Below are 17,981 nucleotides of genomic sequence, written 5' to 3'. Positions count from 1 at the left end.
TTACGCTTTCTTAGCATCGTGGTAGGAATTGCCCTCGGAGAGAACGCCGAGTTCAAAGCCGGAAACGCCCTTGCGGAACGCGGCCGTCTTCGTCGTCTGGAACATGAAGACGAAGGGGCTGTTTTCCATGTGCTCGCGCTGCAGCGCTTCATAAAGCTCGATGCGCTTTGCCGGGTCCTTCTCGTCGCGGGCGGCTTCTGCCTTCGCGGCAAAGTCGTCGTTCTTGAAGCGCGAACGCCACAGGAAGGGCTTGGACTTGGCGTCGTCGCCATTGTCCTTGTTGATGTTGAAGACATCGGCATTGGAATGCGGATCGAAATAATCCGTGCCCCATGCGGAAAGCGCCATCTGGTGTTCGCGGCCGCGCATCTTGGTCAGAACCTGACGGTTCTCGGCAGATTGCAGACGCACCTTGATGCCGATATCGGCAAGATTTGCCTGGATGGCCTGCGCCAGATCCGGGTAAGGCTGGGCGGAATAGTGATCCATGGTGATTTCGAAACCGTCGGCAAGACCGGCTTCCGCCATCAGCGCCTTGGCCTTTTCGACATCGCGCTGGTACGGCGTGTCGTTAACGGCGCCGGGGAAACCTTCCGGCTCGAAGCTCTGGTGAACCTTGTGCGTCAGCGGCACAATGTTTTCCTGCATGCCCTTGTAGTCCAGCGCCCATTTGATGGCCTGCCAGACCTGTGGCTTGGCAAGGTTCTCATTGCCCTGATTAAGCGAGATCAGCACCAGCGAGGCGATGCTCTTGCGCTGCAACTCGATGTTGGCGTCGTTCTGGACGGTACGCAGCTGTTCCGAGGTCAGGTCGCGGGCAATGTCGATATCGCCCTTCTGCAACATCAGAAGCTGGGAAGACGGATCGGTGACATGGCGCAGGATGACGCGCTTGATGTTACCCTTGTAGGGGCCATTCGGGTTGACGGTGAGCGCTACGCTCTCGCTCGGCTTCCAGGCCTGCAACATGAAATCGCCGGAACCGGCGCTGTTTTTCTGCAGCCAGCCATTGCCGAGGTCTTCGCCCGAGGCATTTGCCAGCACGGCCTTCTTTTCAACGATCGCGCCGATATTGGCGGAGAGGCAATAGAGCAGGAACGAGATTGCGGTCGGCTTTGCCGTCGTCAGCTTCACCGTCTTTTCGTCGGCGGCAACGATGGTAGTTTCGGCATTGTCAGGCGTGAAGCCGAACTGGCCGATGATGAAGGCCGGGCTCTTGTTCATCTTGATGGCGCGCTGCAGAGAAAAGGCCACGTCTTCCGCGGTCACTTTCGCACCGCTCGAGAAGGTCGCATCGTCACCGATCACAAAGGTGAAAACCTTGCTTTCCGCATCGGCTTCCCAGGACTTCGCGATGACCGGATCGACCTTGGTGGAATCTTCACGGTTCGCCCGCACCAGCTTCTGGTACATGTTGGACATGATTTCACCGCCGACGGCTTCGAAACCCTCATGCGGATCAAGGCTCGTCATGTTGTCCAGCTGCTGCGCGACCACCAGAATATCCTTGGGCGTCGCAGCAAATGCCGGAATGTGCGCATAGGACAGGAACGGTACGGCAGCGCCGGCAATCAGCAGGTTGCGTCTTGAAATCATCGAAAATCCCCTTTCGGACCTTATTTTTCGGAAACGGTATGGGTTCGCCCCAATCCAGTCATTTTTTTTATGTTTTCCCGCGATTACCACGAGCAAACGAGGCGCGACCAATTCCAAATTTGGCAGAGCCTATGCACGGATTGCATTTGCTCCGACCTTGACCTTTCATCTACCAATTCTCAAAAGTCTGACGACCGCGCGCCCGCGCCCCGCCCGTATCCAAAGGTGAATGACCATGACCGATGAAAAAACCGTACCCGTCTTCGACGGCCACAACGACGTGCTTCTGCGGTTATGGCGATCGGGCAATACCTCTCCCGAAACGCTTCTCATCGAGGGTGATACGGTCGGCCACATCGACCTGCCGCGCGCCAGGAAGGGCGGGTTGGCCGGTGGCCTCTGCGCCATCTACGTCCCCTCGCCCAGCATGGAGAAGGACGCGAACGGCGACTTCACGACACCGGCTGAAGCGGACGCGCTGAAGGCGACGCTTGGCATGGCGGCCCTGCTGTTCCGCGCCGAGAAACAATCAGGCGGTGCGCTGAAAGTCTGCCGCACGGCCGCCGAGATCCGCAGCGCGATGGCAGAGGGCGCCTTTGCCTCCGTCTTCCATATCGAGGGCGCAGAAGCGATCGGCGCCGATCTGGATGCGCTGCATGTTCTCCACGAGGCTGGCCTTCGCACGCTCGGCCCGGTCTGGAGCCGCCCGAACATCTTCGCCTACGGCGTTCCCTTCCGCTTCCCGTCGACACCGGATATCGGCCCCGGCCTCACCGATGCCGGAAAACGGCTGGTAAAGACCTGCAACGAACTGAAGATCATGGTCGACCTGTCGCACATGAACGAGCAGGGTTTCTGGGACATCGCGAAGATTTCGGACGCACCACTGGTGGCGTCCCATTCCAACACCTATGCGCTGTGCAACCACAGCCGCAACCTGACGGACCGCCAGCTGGACGCTATCCGCGACACAGGCGGTCTTGCCGGCATCAATTTCGGCGTTCTGTTCCTGCGCCAGGACGGCGTGAAGAACCCGGCTACAGATCTTGGCGAACTGGTCCGCCATGTCGACTATATCGTCAACCGCATCGGCATCGATCACGTCGCACTCGGCTCGGATTTCGACGGCACCACCATTCCAGCAGCCATGAAGGATGCGGCCGATCTGCAATTGCTGGTCACAGCCCTGCGCAACGGCGGTTATGACGACGCCGCACTCGCCAAGATCTGCCATGGCAACTGGGTACGCGTGCTGGAGAAAACGTGGGGCGCGTAACGCGCCCCGACTTTGGCATTCTCCCCGGACTTCCGTGCCGGAGACATGAAGCGGCAGGCCTCAGGCTTTTGCCGCTTTCTTTTTGCCCGTGGACCGAAACGCCAGCAGGCCTGCGACCAGACCAGCAATGGCCCATTTGATCGGCAGTACATCCGCCGTCTCGCTACGGATCGGCAGAACGGTCACTGTTCCCGGACGCGATTCATATCCGGCCTGCCCGCCGGCCTTCGCATCAGCGATCTGCTGCGGCGAAACAACCCATTCGGCGCCCCGCATCTTGTCATAAGCCATGTAGGCGCCGCCCACCAAAAGGGCTGCGATCAGCGAAATTACTATTCTTGTAGGCATGTTCATTTTGCATTTCCTTCAATTGAAAGAAGCGTTTAATCACATCAAACATCGCCTCCAAGCAATCGGAACGTTTAATTCACGGAGTTTTTGATCTAAAATTTGAACATCGCTCTTTTTGGTTGCATTTTTCATTTTAACGGCGAAAATCTCGTTGGTTTGTCGCCAAACTTCACATCGACACGTCACGCATTTCTGCTAAGCAAATTTCCTCAACCGAAACGAATTAGCGACACAATCCTGTGGTTCGCCAACCAAGGGACTGGCGCTGGAAAAAGCAAATGGCAGACAAGAGCGAAATTATACAGACCGATATTACCGAATCCCCGGTTGAAAGCTTCTTTGCCAGAAACCGGCCCTATCTGACGGCCATCGCCATTACGCTCATCTTCGTGATGATGACGTTTGCGATTTACCGCCTCACATCCGAAGTGCGGTACGATGATGTGATCGCAGCCCTTCTGGACACTTCGCTTCCGGCCATTCTTCTTGCAATGGTCTTTACGGCGCTGAGCTTCCTGTCGCTGATTTTCTATGACGCCAACGCAATCGAATATGTCGGCAAAAAGGTGCGCTTCCCGTCCATGGCGGCCACCGCTTTTGCCGCTTACGCCATCGGCAACACTGCTGGATTTGGCCCCTTGAGCGGCGGCGCCATACGCTTTCGCGCCTATTCCAGGCTGGGACTTTCGCCGGGTGACATCGCCCGTGTCATCGCCTTCGTCACGCTGTCGTTCGGGCTGGGGCTTTTGTCTGTCAGCGCCCTTTCGACCTTCATCGTCGCACCACGCATCGCCGCCATCATCGGTCTCGACCCGACTGTTCTAAGGGGCGGAGCGCTCGCCGTCATTGCCGTTCTCGTTACCACCGCCTACGTCGGCCGCAACGGCAAGGCGATCCGGCTCGGCAAATGGCGACTGCGCCTTCCCGACAGCCGCACCTCCTCGCGCCAGTTCCTCGTCTCAGCCTTTGATATCGCCGCCTCCGCCTCCGTGCTTTACGTGCTCCTGCCCGAGACGCATCTCGGCTGGCCGACATTCTTCGCGATCTATGCCACCGCCGTTGGCCTTGGCGTTCTCAGCCACGTTCCCGCCGGTCTCGGTGTGTTCGAAACGGTCATGGTAGCCGGGCTCGGCAACGCGATCAGCGTCGATCAGCTGCTCGGAAGCCTCGTTCTTTATCGCGTCATCTATCACGTCCTGCCGCTGGTTGTTGCCATTCTGGTGATGATCGTTTCCGAAATGAAGCAGTTCGCGGCCAAGCCGGTGGTCTCCGATATCAGCCAGCTTGCCGTGCGGCTGGCGCCACCGCTGCTCTCCACCTTCGCGATCATTCTCGGCACCATGCTGATCTTTTCGAGCGTGACGCCGACGCCCGGCAGCAATCTGGATTTCCTGTCGAATTTCGTGCCACTGCCGATCATCGAGGCGGCGCACTTTCTGACGAGCATTCTCGGCCTTGGCCTCGTTGTCGCCTCCCGCGGCCTCGGGCAGCGGCTGGATGGGGCGTGGTGGATTGCCCTTGTCGCCGCATCGCTGGCGCTCATCCTGTCGCTGGTGAAGGCGATCGCCGTTTTCGAGGCAATCTTCCTCGGCATCTTTATCGCGGCGCTCGCCCTCAATATGCGCAGCTTCAACCGTCATGCCTCGCTGGTCAAACAGGCGCTGGGACCGAGCTGGCTCGCTGCTATGGCCGTCATCATCGCCGGCGCGGCAACGATCCTTCTGTTCGTCTACCGCGACACCGATTACAGCCACACATTGTGGTGGGAATTCGAGTTCTCCGAAGAAGCCCCGCGCGGTCTGCGCGCCCTTCTCGGCCTGGTGCTTGCTTCCTCCACCATTGCAATTTTCAGCCTGATGCGGCCGGTCACTTTCAAGCCGGATTCCATCCAGCCGGAAGACGTTGAACGTGCAACCGACATCGTCATGCAGCAGGATTCGGCCGATGCCAATCTGGTGCGCATGGGCGACAAGCATGTGATGTTCTCGGAAAGCGGCAGCGCCTTCATCATGTACGGCATTCAGGGCCGGTCATGGATAGCCTTCGCCGATCCCGTCGGCAACGAGGAGGATTTTCCCGATCTGGTCTGGCAATTCGTGGAATCCGCCCGTTCGGCGGGTGCGCGCGCCGCCTTCTACCAGATTTCGCCCTTCCTCCTGTCCCATTGCGCCGATGCGGGCCTGCGTGCCTTCAAGCTTGGCGAACTGGCGCTGGTCGATCTTACCGCATTCGAATTGAAGGGCGGCAAGCTCGCAACCCTTCGCCAGTCCCTGAGCCGCGGCGCCCGCGACGGGCTGACCTTCGAAGTTGTCGAGCAATCGCATGTTGCCGATATTCTGGATGATCTCAAGCAGGTCTCGGATGGCTGGCTCACCCACCACAATACAAGGGAAAAGCGATTTTCTCTTGGTGCGTTCGAGCCCAACTACATTCTCTCCCAGCCCGTCGCCGTGCTGCGCAAGGATGGCAAGATCACCGCCTTCGCCAATCTGATGGTGACGGACACCAAAAAGGAAGCCACCGTCGATCTCATGCGCTTTTCACCGGATGCACCGCGCGGCTCGATGGATTTCCTCTTCGTCAGCATCATGCAGCACCTGCGCGAGGCGGGATATGAGAGCTTCAATCTCGGCATGGCACCCATGTCCGGCATGTCGAAGCGCGATGCGGCACCGGTCTGGGACCGCATTGGCAGCACGCTTTTCGAACATGGCGAACGTTTCTACAACTTTAAGGGCCTTCGTGCGTTCAAGACGAAGTTCCACCCGAAATGGGAACCGCGTTACCTCGCCGTACAGAATGGCGCAGACGCCGCTCTGGCGCTGATGGACGCGACGGTTCTGATCAGTGGCGGTGTCAGAGGAGTGATCGGAAAATGAGAAAATACAGCATGCTGAAGGCAGCCCTTGCCGCTTCCGCCCTGTTCCTCTCCCCGTTGTTTGCTTCCAGTGCCGCCTTTTCGCAGGACAAGCCAGCCTATGACACCGGAATGATCCCCGCCGAGCACATCATGGTGCCGGATGGTGAAATTCTCGCCAGCGTCTTCCTGATTTCCGATGCGGACGGATGGACCGGCACCGACGAAGAACGCGCCAAAGCACTGGTGGAAAAGGGTGCCGCGGTGGTCGGCATCGATTTCAAGGAATATCTGAAGGCACTCGAGGCCGATGATGACGAGTGTATCTATATGATCTCGGACATCGAGTCGCTGTCGCAGCAGATCCAGCGCACCGCCGGGACCGCCAGCTATCGCCAGCCTATCCTCACCGGCATCGGCAAGGGCGGAACGCTGGCGCTCGCCATGATCGCGCAAAGCCCGGTCTCCACCGTTCAGGAAGCCATCGCGGTTGACCCCAAGGCTGGCCTGCCGCTTGAGAAGATACTCTGCACCCCCGCCACCAAGGACAAGGTGGACGGTGAAACGGTTTATGGCCTGACCGATGGCCCGCTGCCAGCTCCTGTCAGCGTTCTGTTCACGCCCGATGCGGATCAGAAGGGCCGCGACCACGTTAACGCCCTGGTGAAGCTTCATCCCGATATCGAAGTGACAGATGTGACAGGCAAGGCGGATGAGATTTTGTCCCAGACCCTGTCCGACAAGGTCGATGCGGCGGGCGACACCAGCAGCCCGCTAGGCCTGCCGATCACGGTTCTCGAAACAAGCCCGGCGATGGACACCATGGCGGTGATCTATTCCGGTGACGGCGGCTGGCGCGATCTGGACGAGGAAGTCGGCGGCGCGCTGCAAAAGCAGGGGATACCTGTGATCGGCGTCGATGCCCTGCGTTACTTCTGGAAAGAAAAACAGCCGCAGGAAGTGGCCAATGACCTTGCGCGCATCATCGACACCTACCGCAAGGAATGGAAGGTTCGAAACGTCGTGCTGATCGGCTATTCCTTTGGCGCCGATATCATTCCCGCCACCTATAATCTCCTGCCCGAACGCGCGAAATCCCATGTCGTGCAGCTGACGCTGCTTGGACTTTCGACCGAAGTCGATTTCGAGATTTCCGTCCAGGGCTGGCTCGGCGTTGCCGGCGAAGGCAAGGGCGGCAAGACCATCGACGACATCGTCAAGATCGATCCGAAGCTGGTGCAATGCGTCTATGGCACGGAGGAAGAGGATGAAGACCCCTGCCCCGGCCTGAAGGCAAAGGGCGTGGAGACGGTCGGCATCGAAGGTGGCCACCATTTCGATGAGGACTATGAAGGGCTTGCCAAGCGCATCGTGACCTCCCTGAAAACCCGGCTACCGAAATAGGCTGTCGCAACCTCTGCGGCTTCGGGAGAATTCCCGAAGCCCGTACTTCCATCAGAATTCAATCACCTGAAGCGCCGCCGGCAGGATGTCGGCTCCCCGACTTACCGATCTCGGCTCGCAAACCTTCCTTGAAGGGTCCACGCATCACGGCCATACTTGCGGAATCGATTAAACTATTATTCAAAAGAAATATGCTGGCAGCGAATATCCATGGCATTTCCGCAACCATGCTTCTGTTGATTGCCAATCATAGATTTTATATTTCCCGACCGGTTCAGGGGCCGCCGCATGCTCGCACGAAAGACCAAAACTCCAGTTCTCGTGGAACGCATCGACCAGTTCGTCGGTCGGGTCAGGGAGGCGATGAAAAGCAGCGAGACGTTGCGAAACAAAAAAATCCGCGATCTTTGGGACGCAGAGGTCCGCTACCATTTCGACAATGGCCGCACGGAAAAGACGCTCGAACTTTACATCATGAAATATCGCTATGCCCTGAAGGCCGAATTTGGCGCAAAGAGCACCCCGCTTGCCATCTGCAACATGAAAAAGCTGCGGGAGCGGCTGAAGACCTATATAGAGCGGGCCGACTATCCGAAAACCGGCGTGGCGACCTCCATTGTCGAAAAGATCGAACGGGCGGAGTTCAACACCGCTGGCCGCAAGCCGACAGTGCTTTTGCGGATCGCGGATTTTATTGCAGCGATGAACGGCCTGGGCTCGAAAGAAGAGATGCAGGCCTTGTGGGACGCCGAAATCGCCGTCATGAAGGGCCGCGCCCAGACGACGATCATTTCCTACATCACCAAATATCGTAACGCCATCCGCGAAGCCTTCGGTGACGACCATCCGATGCTGAAGATCGCCACCGGCGATGCAGCGATGTACGACGATGCGCGCCGGGTCAAGATGGAGAAGATCGCCAATAAGCATGGTGCGCTGATTACGTTCGAAAATTACCGGCAGGTGCTGAAGATCTGCGAGGATTGTCTCAAGTCCAGCGATCCGCTGATGATCGGCATCGGCCTGATTGGCATGACGGGGCGACGCCCCTACGAGGTCTTTACGCAGGCCGAGTTTTCACCCGCCCCCTATGGCAAGGGCGTTTCCAAATGGAGCATCCTGTTTAACGGCCAGGCCAAGACGAAGCAGGGCGAAGGAACGAAATTCGGGATTACCTACGAGATCCCGGTCCTTGCACGCTCCGCAACCATTCTGTCCGCCTACCAGCGCCTGCGCGAAAGCGGGCAGGGAAAATTGTGGCACGGCATGTCGATCGACGATTTTTCATCGGAAACCCGCCTGCTGCTTCGGGACACGGTTTTTAATCTGTTCGAGGATCTCTGGCCGAAGGAAGAACTGCCCAAGCCCTATGGCTTGCGGCACCTTTATGCGGAGGTGGCGTATCACAATTTCGCGCCGCCCCATGTCACCAAGAACAGCTATTTCGCGGCCATCCTCGGGCACAACAATAACGACCTCGAAACCTCGCTGTCCTACATGACCTACACGCTGCCGGAAGACCGCGACGATGCATTGGCGCGAGCCAAACGCACGAATGAGCGCACTTTGTTGCAGATGGCGACCATCGCCCCCGTCTCCCGCAAGAACCCGTAGCGGTACCCGGAACTGCCCTAGAAAAAGCCTCTAATCCGGCCTTGCCTCAGGATAGCGCTGAACACGCTGCCAGCGGTATTTTCGCATGTCTGTCCCAACAGCCCGGACAAATGTGCCGCCCTCAGCTTTTGCCAAGTCTTTCCCCTTTGTCTGCCGGCGTGGTGTTGGCGTTGGCGCTTGGGGCCGCTTCTGCCTGCACGCGATCTGAACGCAGCCACGCAGCAAAGAATCAATATAAATCTCAACTAATTTAATAATACAAAATATTTATTCTAAATATTACTTTTAATTATACAGCTACGCGCAAGACTATACTGCAATTATCCGCTTCATAACTGGTTCACGCACAGATTTTGCCATAGTTTTTTCGGAGACACATGGTGCTGCCCGCATATACGACTTACGCTCTTTACAACCGTGATATGGAATTGTCGCTGAAACGCGTCGCGAACGACCCCGTCGTATCGCGCGACGCCAAATATTATGCGGATAATATCGGCAAGGTCAAAAACCTCGACGCGTTCCTGAAGGACTTCCGGCTGTATTCCTATGCCATGAAGGCACATGGACTGGAGGAAATGATCTATGCCACCGCCTTCATGAAGAAGGTGCTGGAAAGCAATCTCAACGATCCGAACAGCTTCGCCAACAAACTGAAGGATACGCGATACCGCGACTTCGCTGCCTCTTTCGATTTCGGCACGATCAAAGCGGAAAAATCGGTTCAGACAAAATCCCAGCAGGACCGGTTGATTGCCACCTATCACGCTACGATCGAACAGGAAGGCGCCGAATTAAAGGAAGAGACCCGTTTTTACAACATTGCCATCGAGAAGGTCGGGCATGTCGACGATATCTTCAAGAACACGCGGCTTCGGGATTATATCTTCAAATCCTTCGGCATCGACCCCGAGACCTTCAGCTACAAGCACGTCAAAAACGTTCTGACGAGCGATATCAGCAATGCCGATAGCTACATCAACAAGACCTACAAGTCATTGATCCCGGAGTGGAAGGCAAAGGCGGCCGATCTGCGCATAGAACGTGCAGGCGTCGCGTCCACCGACAAACCGGCGCTCGCAAAGATCGACTACCTGATCAGCCAATATAACAAGCGTATCAACGACGCCAACAAACTGTTCGAGATGGCGGCCGCGTTTAATTTCCGGGACGACGGTCGCGTAGATGACGGCATGCCGGCGCAGACGGCTGCGCAGAGGCGACTGATTAACGAAACCTACGTTCTTTCAAATCCCCGCCTGACGCAGGCCGGAGCTGTTCTCAACCGCGAGTATTTCGTGGACAAGATGAAAACCATCACCGAGGCCAGCCAGATGACGCAGTTTGCGCGCCTGAGAACGATGCTCATCGTCAGCTTCAATCTGACCGACAATGATGAGACGGACAAGAAAATCGGCTGGGCCGTCTTGCAGGATCCGAATGATCCGAAAAGCCCTATCCATAAGGAGAAGGACAAAGGTCTTGTCGATCTGGCACGCGCCTTCAATTTCGGTGCGGATGGCAAGATCAAGACCGGCAAGGTCGCGCAGACCGCCGAACAGCTCAACACCATGATGAACCTCTACTTCAGCCGTTACGATGACAAGGACGAAGCAGCGGACGAAAAGGCAATCAAGAACTACCAGCGCTATATCGGCCTGACGAAAAATCTCGAGGATTTTCTGTCGAACGCGCAGGGCGCGGTCATCATTCGAAACTTCGCCCTGAAGGCCTTCGATATTACCGCTGAAGAAGCCTCGTCCTTCACGCTGAAACGGGTATTTACCAGCGATCTGTCAGACCCGAAAAGTTACGTTTATACTTTGAAAGACGAGCGTTTCGTGCGGCTGGCCAAGGCTTTCAACTTTGATGCCGAGGGCAAGATCGGCTCACCCCGGCTCGCCCAGTCGGAAAACGAGATCACCCGAATATCGCGAAATTATCTGAAGGAAGTTACCCGTTGGGACAAGGACAAAAAGGTCAGGGAGAAAGGCGAAAAGGAGGTCACCTATTATCGCCAGAAAATGGAAACGATTGAAACCGTCGATCAATTGCTCTCCGACCGCCGCCTTCTCGATTTTATGCTGATTGCGCAGCGTATCGACCCCAAAACGGTCACCACCGACTACCTCAAGAAGATCTTCAAGTCCGACCTCAAGGACACAAAAAGCTTCGCCAATACCGAAAAGGATGCCCGCTTCCGCGCACTTGCCGGCTCCTTCAATTTCGACGCCAAGGGGAATATCGTCGCGAAAGCCGGCCAGAGCGTGCAGAACACCCGCAGCCTCATGGAAACACGCGACAAATATGTTCGGCAGACGCTGGAACAGCGGGTCGGCGAAGAAAATTCCGGCGTTCGCCTTGCGCTCTATTTCAAGCGCATGGCCGCCAGCATTTCCAATCCTTACGACATACTCGCCGACAATGCGCTTGCGGAGTTCACCCGCACCGCCCTTGGAATTCCCGCAGAAACCGCAAACTCCAAGGTGGATGCGCAGGCAAAGATGATCGAGAAGAAGCTGAAGATAAAGGACCTGCAGGACCCCAAGAAGGTCGAAAAACTGGTCAATCGCTTTTTGCTGACATTCGAAGCGAACAACGCAACGTCGGATCCGCGTCTCGCTCTATTCGGCAGCGGCAGCACGTCCATCAGCGGCAATACACTCGCGACGTTGGGGCAACTCCGCAGCCGCCGCAGAGGTTAGACCATCTATTAGTGCTGGCCGCAGGTTTTGCCCTGCGGCCAACATCATCTTAGTCAAACCCGCCCGTCGCCTGAAGTGCGGTAGAGCAGGGTCAATACGGTCAAAGCCAGCCCGACCAGCGCGACCGAGCCGAAAATGTAGAAGTTCCACTCCGGAGCCAGGCCCCGTTGCAGTACGAGACCGCCGATCATCGGACCGGCGATGCCGCCCAGCCGCCCGACGGCCAGGGAAAAGCCAAGACCCGTACCGCGAATATGGACAGGATAAAGCCGCCCGACCAGAACGTTGGCAAGAATCTGGGTTCCAATCGTTCCCGCACCCGCAAGGGCAACGAAGAGATAGAGCAACGGCCCCTTGTTTACCGTCAACGCCCAGATCGAGGCCGCGCCAATGGCAAAAAGGACGGCCACAACCACTTTAACGTTACCCTTGTCGGCGAAACGCCCGCCGATGAGAATGCCAATTGCGGCTCCGACATTGAGCATGATGGAAAAGCTGAGCGCCGAACTGATGTCGTAGCCCATTTTGTTCATGATGGTGGGCAGCCAGTTGACCATGCCGAAGGTCAGCAGAAGCGAGCAAAAGTGAATGCCCCAGGCATTCAGCGTCGAAAGCAGCCGGCCTTCCGAGAAGAGGGCGCCCACGCCGCCCTTTTGGATCTTGGCATGCGGCGTAATGCGTTGCAGGCCGTAAGTGTCGCAAATCCCGTCTGCCTCTGCCTGCCGGCCCTTGCTTGCCAGCCATTCCGGCGATTCCGGCAGGAACCGCATGAAGATCGGCAGAAGAATAAGCGGCAGGCCGCCTATCAGCATCAATGGCCTCCAGCCATAGCTCTCCAGAAGCAAAATACCCATGAGGCCGGAAATGATGCCGCCGATAAGATAACCGAGGAACGACAGGGAGTTTGCCTGTGCCCTGCGCTTGGGCGGCGAGAATTCCAGCACGAGCGCGGTAACCGTCGGCAGGAGCGCGCCAAGGCCGAGACCGGCGAAGAAGCGCGTGATTTCGAAAGCAAGAAAGTTCGGCGTCATGGCCGAGGCAATCATCATCGCTGAAAATCCGGCAAGGCTGATGAGAACGACCTTCCGGCGGCCGATACGGTCCGCCATGGTGCCGGCAAACAGCGCGCCGAGCAGCATGCCCACCAGCGTCAAGGCGGCAGCCCGCCCGACCATGGCCGGATTGAGCGCCCATGCACCTTCTTTCAGCAACGCCGGTGCAACCGCGCCGTAAACGACCAGATCGTAACCGTCGAACATGATCATCAGGCCGCATGTCGCGATGACGCCAGCCGGGTTCTTCGTCCGCACCGAGGCGGCGCTCATATAGTTCGTGGACATATTCCTCCCTTTCACGCATGAACGCGCCACCCGGAATGGATCGACGTCTTCCCGTTCCTGCGATTGCTCCCTGGGTGCCCGGCTTGCTCCACCCTGATGTGCGTCTCGCTCCTGTCAAGACACATATCGCCGGTATCACCCGCCTTCGATTAAATGTTGCGTTTGCAAAAATTGCAATTGAAATATTAACAATCGTCAACAGCTATTGCAGGCGTGGATTTCAGTCGCCTTCCAGCTCCGAAATCCTCGACAAAGTCGGCGTCCAGTTCAAAATACGGATGCGGTTATAGACGCCGTGAATGACAAAAGGGTCGGCGTCGCTAAAAGCCATGACGTCCTCGATACAGCGGGCTTCAGCAATGATGAGGGCTGCGGCAGACCCTCCGCTTTCCGCCTGCATCGGGCCGGATGCGAGAATTCTGAATCCTTCCGGAACGCCATCTTCGTTGCGTAAATGAGCCTTGTGGGCACTCATCTGCGTCAACCTTTGCTCAGCGGCAGCGGGATCACTTTCCGCAAAACGCACATAGAGCCGGGGACGGTCGCTACCGACGGTCATCGGGCGAGCACGAAATCGTGGTCCACCGACCAGAACCAGCCGTTGGCGAACCCCAGCTCCTGCGCCCTCTGCGCATCCTCCACCCGCTGAAAATCGGCCAGCAGGCTTTCCTTCACACCGAAAACTGCATCCGAACGAATGTAAGGATCATCAGGGTCGAAAATATGCGTGACGAGCGTAGTGAAGCCTTCTGCCGCAACGATGTAGTGCAGATGCGCTGGTCGGTAGGGATGACGCCCCATGGCCCGCAGAAGCTGCCCCACGGGGCCATCATCCGGTATCGGGTAATATTTCGGCTTCGTCGCCCGGAACCAGTAGCGTCCGTCCTCACCGGTGACGAATACGCCACGCAGGTTGAAATCGGGCTGAATGCCCTTCTGCTGCACGTCGTAGAAACCTTCGTCATTGGCCTGCCAGACGTCAATGCGGGCGCCTGCGACCGGCACTCCGTCGGTGTCGAGAATGCGGCCGGTGACCAGCATGTCCTCGCCCTTGCCGTCGAGGCAGATATTGGCGCCCATCGGCATCTCAGGCGCATCGGCCACATGAAAAGGCCCGAGAACGGTGGATTCCGACGCGCCGCTCGGCTTGCGGTGGTTGATCGCATCGACCAGCATGGAGACGCCGAGAATATCGGAGAAAAGGATCCACTCCTGCCGCCATTCATTGCAGATCCGGCCGACCTCGGTCAGAAAATGGATTGCCTTCATCCATTCCTCTTCAGTCGGCTCAATCTCTTTCACCGCCTCGTGAAGCTTGCGGGTGACGACCGCCATGATCTCCTTGAGACGCGGATCGTCACAATCACGCATACGGGCGATCACGGTTTCGGCCGAACGTTCCTCGACGAAATAGCCGTCGTCACCGGTCGTTTTCATGTCCATAATGTCCTCCTCCCATCATTGCCGCTCCCTGCTTGCCGGATCACTCCGGCCTTGCGCCCTCGAAGGCGCGTTGCAACAGGGCGCGGATCGCGGTTTTTTCAACTGGCCGCGGGCACCAGTAAGGATTGGCGGTCGCAAGCTCGGCCATAGCGTCGAGATCTTCCCCGCCAACACCGATTGCTGCAAGGCTTGCCGGCGCGCCGAGCCGGGCGGCAAAATCGTAAAGACCCGTCCCTGCCCTGCCACCGACAAGTGCGGCCAGCGGCGCAAGCTGATCCGGCACCGCCTGTTCCACATAAGCGATGGTATGCGGCAGAAGCACCGCATGGGTTTCCGCATGCGGCAGGTCCAGACTGCCGCCCAGCGTGTGGCAAAGCTTGTGATGCAGCGACATGCCAACAGCGCCCAGCACCGTGCCACACAGCCACGCGCCGTAAAGCGCCGTTTCGCGCGCCTTGGTATCTTGCGGCTCCATCCTCACACCGGGAAGCGCCTCGATCATCGCCCGCAACCCTTCCACCGCCATCATACTGGCGATGGGATTGCGATCCCGAGCATAAAGCGCCTCTGCCGCATGGGCCATGGCGTTTAGCCCGCTGGTCATGCTGATGCCAACCGGTAATCCAAGTGTCAGTTCGGCATCGTAAATCACCACTTCCGGCAGGATTTCCGGACCGCGCAGGGTGGTCTTCACGCCATTTTCCGTTTGGCCAAGAATGGGCGTCACCTCAGAACCGGCATAGGTCGTTGGAATGACGATCTGGGGCGCATCGGTGCGCAAGGCAATGGCCTTGCCAAGACCGGTGGTAGAGCCGCCGCCGAGCGACAAGACGCAATCGGCACCGGCAGCGCGATAAGCCTCGACCGCCCTTTTCGCCACCTCGACCGGCGTGTGCATGGCCGCATCGTAAAAAACACCGGCAGCCAATTGGCCAAGCCGGGCGGCCAAAGCCTCCGCATCGCCCTTCTGGTGGGGTGTGGAAAGCACCAACGCCCGTGACAGCCCGAGGCGACGGATTTCCTCCGCCACCCCCACGGAGCTACCCGTGCCAAAGACGATGCGGGCCGGGGCCGTCGTATAGACGAACGGCTGCATGGCTCAGGCTCCGTCGAGCTTGAACAGGCGGCGCGCATTGGTGCGGCCGATCTTTACCCGGTCGGCCTCGGCAATGCTCGTCGCATTGAACCAGTCGGAGGCATGATCGATGTTCTCGAAGGGCCAGTCGGTGGAGAACAGGATGCGGTCGGCACCGATTTCCAGAATGGCATCGATCAGGGTCTGGGTGCGGAAATTGCCAGAGGTGGTGATGTGGAAATTCTCGTTGAAATAATCCATGAAACGGCGCTTGGCCGGATAGCGCGGCGGCAGCTTCACCCAGGCATTGCGGTGGTCGATGCGCCACATCATGTAGGGCAGGCCCTCGCCCATATGGCCAAGAATGATGTTGAGGCGCGGATGCTCATCGAACAGGCCTGATGCCATGAGGCGCAGCGCGTGAACCGCCGTTTCCTGCGCAAACGCCCAGGTGGGGCCAAGCAGCCAGGGGTGGCCGTCATAGATGCGGGAATCCTGCGGCAGCGGATTGCGCGGATGCAGATAGAAAGGCACATCAAGCTTTTCCACCTCGCCCCAGAATGGACGATATTGCGGCAGGTCGTAATAAAGCGGTGTCTGGCCATCGCCCTCCTGGCTGAAGCCGTTGACGAGTGCGCCGACGAAACCGAGATCGTTGACGCAGCGCTGAAGCTCCTCGGTCGCCGCATCCGGGTCCTGCAACGGCAGGGCTGCGAAGGCGAGGAAGCGGTCCGGCCGCTTGGCGCATTCTTCAGCCAGGACGTCATTGGCGCGGCGCGCAATCTCGATCGCCTTCTTCTTGTCGGGAATAGCCTGCACCGCCGGCGCATTCAGCGACAGGATCATGGTTTCGATGCCATGCGCATCCATCAGCTTCAGGCGCGTATCCTGAATGTCGAGCAGGCGATGCTGCAGTTCCTTCCAGTAATCACCGGGCACGAACCCGGCCGAATCCTGAAGTGTTTCCGGGATTGCGAAATGCTCTTCGAGAGCGACCTTGCCTTGCATGTTATTTCCTCCGAAAATCGCTGTTCAGTTGCCGCCACATGTGCGGTCAATATTGGCCCTTGGGTTCCAGGCCGAGCATGCTCTGGCCGATCATGGTGCCCACGGCATCCCAGTTCATGCTGATATGGCGGCCCACCGCATTCGCATCCCGCCAGGCCCGCTGGACCGGATTGGAAAGATCAAGCCCGACACCGCCGGTGGAATCGTTGAGTGCCTGCACGGCGCGCAGCGCCAGAGAGACCGAAAAGGACTGGCCGCGACGGCTCAATAGCCGGTCGTCCACCGAAAATTCCGCCCGCCCTTCAAGCCTTGCCTGTGAGAGTGCCTGAGCCCGCGCAACGTCGCGCAACAGGATTTCACAAGCGGCATCCACGCTCGCAGCGGCTTCCGCGACACGCAGCTGGATGGTTGGAAATTCCGCCATGCGGTTATTGCCGCCCGCCACCGCACCGCGGGTCACCCGGCCACCGACATGATCGACATAGGCTGCCAGGGCACCCTTGGCCGCACCGACGCCAGTCGAGGCGAGACAGGAAGGAATGCCGGTCAGAAGCGGCATGTTGAAGAGACCTTCCTGCGCATAAAACCGCCCGCCCGGCGTGTGGCCGCTGGTCGCGTCCGGAAAGGTCAGAACCCGATGTTTGGGAACAAAGACATCATCGAGAACCAGCGTCTTGGAACCCGTGCCGGCCAGTCCGACCACATGCCACGTGTCTTCAATGGCATATTGGCTTGCAGGCACGAGAAGGAAGGCCGGAACCGGCCTGCCTTCGCCCTGCGGCGGCAGGATGGCGGCGCAGAGAGACCATTGGGCATTCTCGCAGCCCGAGGCAAAGGCCCATTTGCCGCTCAGGCGGTAACCGCCGTCAGCGGCCTCCGCCATCTTTACCGGCGCATAGGAACCACACAGAAGCGCGTCAGGGTTTTCGTCCCAGACATCCGCCTGCGCATTCTCTGGAAACATCGCCAGCAGCCATTGATGGGCGGAAAGCAGGCCGGCAACCCAGCCGGTCGACGCGCAGGCCGCCGAAAGCTCGATATTGGCTTCGACAAGCTCGGCAAATTCACCGCCCTGCCCACCGAAAGCCCGCGGTTTGACGACGTCGAAATAGCCGATGCCGCGCAGCGCCGCGATATGACTGGCGGGAACGCGGCGCGCCTCCTCTGTTTGTCGGGCGCTGGAGCGGAAAAGATCCGCTACACCGGCAACGCGACCGACGAGGCGGACATGCGGGTTCGTTTGCGCCGGCTGCGGCGCATGGCTCATATCGTTCATGATTGTCTCCTCCGAGAATAGTCTAGCCGGGAAATA

General features: G+C 58.3%; 13 protein-coding genes. 5 read left to right on the top strand and 8 right to left on the bottom strand.

Translation table 11 applies throughout. The features are described 5' to 3' along the window. A complete protein-coding gene (locus F617_RS0108570) occupies window positions 1-1,596 on the bottom strand; it encodes an ABC transporter substrate-binding protein (RefSeq protein WP_003514121.1) in 1,596 nt (531 codons plus the stop codon). Window positions 1,597-1,831: 235 nt separating this feature from the next. On the opposite strand from F617_RS0108570, the gene F617_RS0108565 reads away from it, so the two are divergent. Continuing rightward, window positions 1,832-2,872, top strand: a complete 1,041-nt coding sequence (locus F617_RS0108565; RefSeq protein WP_003514123.1) for a dipeptidase — start codon at window positions 1,832-1,834, stop codon at window positions 2,870-2,872. A gap of 60 nt (window positions 2,873-2,932) precedes the next feature. Here the strand turns inward: F617_RS0108565 and F617_RS0108560 are convergent, their stop codons facing one another. After that, entirely contained in the window at window positions 2,933-3,226 is a 294-nt protein-coding gene (locus F617_RS0108560) for a hypothetical protein (protein WP_019565053.1), read from the bottom strand. Between the two features lie 275 nt (window positions 3,227-3,501). Between F617_RS0108560 and mprF the strand changes: the two genes are divergently transcribed. The 4 genes from mprF (at window position 3,502) to F617_RS0108540 (ending at window position 11,803) form a co-directional block, all read left to right on the top strand. Then, window positions 3,502-6,102, top strand: a complete 2,601-nt coding sequence (gene mprF / locus F617_RS0108555; RefSeq protein ID WP_013636789.1) for a bifunctional lysylphosphatidylglycerol flippase/synthetase MprF — start codon at window positions 3,502-3,504, stop codon at window positions 6,100-6,102. A gap of 11 nt (window positions 6,103-6,113) precedes the next feature. Beyond that, window positions 6,114-7,484 (top strand): virulence factor, encoded by a 1,371-nt coding sequence (locus F617_RS0108550; protein ID WP_019565052.1) that lies wholly within the window; start codon window positions 6,114-6,116, stop codon window positions 7,482-7,484. Between the two features lie 288 nt (window positions 7,485-7,772). Then, entirely contained in the window at window positions 7,773-9,098 is a 1,326-nt protein-coding gene (locus tag F617_RS0108545; RefSeq protein ID WP_019565051.1) for a telomere resolvase, read from the top strand. 377 nt (window positions 9,099-9,475) lie between these two features. Next, window positions 9,476-11,803 carry a DUF1217 domain-containing protein gene (locus F617_RS0108540; protein WP_019565050.1) on the top strand — a complete coding sequence of 776 codons (2,328 nt, stop codon included), beginning with the start codon at window positions 9,476-9,478 and terminating at the stop codon, window positions 11,801-11,803. A 53-nt stretch (window positions 11,804-11,856) separates the two neighbouring features. On the opposite strand, the gene F617_RS0108535 is transcribed toward F617_RS0108540, so the two are convergent. The 6 genes from F617_RS0108535 to graA form a co-directional block, all read right to left on the bottom strand. Beyond that, window positions 11,857-13,143, bottom strand: coding sequence for an aromatic acid/H+ symport family MFS transporter (locus F617_RS0108535; RefSeq protein ID WP_013636793.1), 1,287 nt, complete (start codon window positions 13,141-13,143; stop codon window positions 11,857-11,859). A 220-nt stretch (window positions 13,144-13,363) separates the two neighbouring features. After that, entirely contained in the window at window positions 13,364-13,702 is a 339-nt protein-coding gene (locus F617_RS0108530; RefSeq protein ID WP_026330741.1) for a YciI family protein, read from the bottom strand. Further along, entirely contained in the window at window positions 13,699-14,586 is an 888-nt protein-coding gene (gene graB / locus F617_RS0108525) for a hydroxyquinol 1,2-dioxygenase (RefSeq protein ID WP_019565048.1), read from the bottom strand. Before graB ends, F617_RS0108530 begins: the two co-directional genes overlap by 4 nt. A gap of 40 nt (window positions 14,587-14,626) precedes the next feature. Further along, window positions 14,627-15,682, bottom strand: a complete 1,056-nt coding sequence (gene graC / locus F617_RS0108520) for a maleylacetate reductase (RefSeq protein WP_019565047.1) — start codon at window positions 15,680-15,682, stop codon at window positions 14,627-14,629. A 3-nt stretch (window positions 15,683-15,685) separates the two neighbouring features. Then, entirely contained in the window at window positions 15,686-16,669 is a 984-nt protein-coding gene (gene tsdA, locus F617_RS0108515; protein WP_003514143.1) for a gamma-resorcylate decarboxylase, read from the bottom strand. Window positions 16,670-16,715: 46 nt separating this feature from the next. Next, window positions 16,716-17,945, bottom strand: a complete 1,230-nt coding sequence (gene graA, locus F617_RS0108510) for an FADH(2)-dependent resorcinol hydroxylase oxygenase component (RefSeq protein ID WP_019565046.1) — start codon at window positions 17,943-17,945, stop codon at window positions 16,716-16,718. Window positions 17,946-17,981 lie beyond the last annotated feature (36 nt).

The sequence above is a fragment of the Agrobacterium sp. 10MFCol1.1 genome (assembly GCF_000381165.1).
Classification (GTDB): Bacteria; Pseudomonadota; Alphaproteobacteria; order Rhizobiales; family Rhizobiaceae; genus Agrobacterium; species Agrobacterium tumefaciens.
This window is presented reverse-complemented; position numbering and strand designations above follow the sequence as displayed.

Bases quoted from the DNA above. Each gene is read 5' to 3' on its own strand.
- F617_RS0108570 (WP_003514121.1), bottom strand. From the start codon at position 1,596: ATGATTTCAAGACGCAACCTGCTGATTGCCGGCGCTGCCGTACCGTTC.
- F617_RS0108565 (WP_003514123.1), top strand. From the start codon at position 1,832: ATGACCGATGAAAAAACCGTACCCGTCTTCGACGGCCACAACGACGTG.
- F617_RS0108560 (WP_019565053.1), bottom strand. From the start codon at position 3,226: ATGAACATGCCTACAAGAATAGTAATTTCGCTGATCGCAGCCCTTTTG.
- mprF (WP_013636789.1), top strand. From the start codon at position 3,502: ATGGCAGACAAGAGCGAAATTATACAGACCGATATTACCGAATCCCCG.
- F617_RS0108550 (WP_019565052.1), top strand. From the start codon at position 6,114: ATGCTGAAGGCAGCCCTTGCCGCTTCCGCCCTGTTCCTCTCCCCGTTG.
- F617_RS0108545 (WP_019565051.1), top strand. From the start codon at position 7,773: ATGCTCGCACGAAAGACCAAAACTCCAGTTCTCGTGGAACGCATCGAC.
- F617_RS0108540 (WP_019565050.1), top strand. From the start codon at position 9,476: ATGGTGCTGCCCGCATATACGACTTACGCTCTTTACAACCGTGATATG.
- F617_RS0108535 (WP_013636793.1), bottom strand. From the start codon at position 13,143: ATGTCCACGAACTATATGAGCGCCGCCTCGGTGCGGACGAAGAACCCG.
- F617_RS0108530 (WP_026330741.1), bottom strand. From the start codon at position 13,702: ATGACCGTCGGTAGCGACCGTCCCCGGCTCTATGTGCGTTTTGCGGAA.
- graB (WP_019565048.1), bottom strand. From the start codon at position 14,586: ATGGACATGAAAACGACCGGTGACGACGGCTATTTCGTCGAGGAACGT.
- graC (WP_019565047.1), bottom strand. From the start codon at position 15,682: ATGCAGCCGTTCGTCTATACGACGGCCCCGGCCCGCATCGTCTTTGGC.
- tsdA (WP_003514143.1), bottom strand. From the start codon at position 16,669: ATGCAAGGCAAGGTCGCTCTCGAAGAGCATTTCGCAATCCCGGAAACA.
- graA (WP_019565046.1), bottom strand. From the start codon at position 17,945: ATGAACGATATGAGCCATGCGCCGCAGCCGGCGCAAACGAACCCGCAT.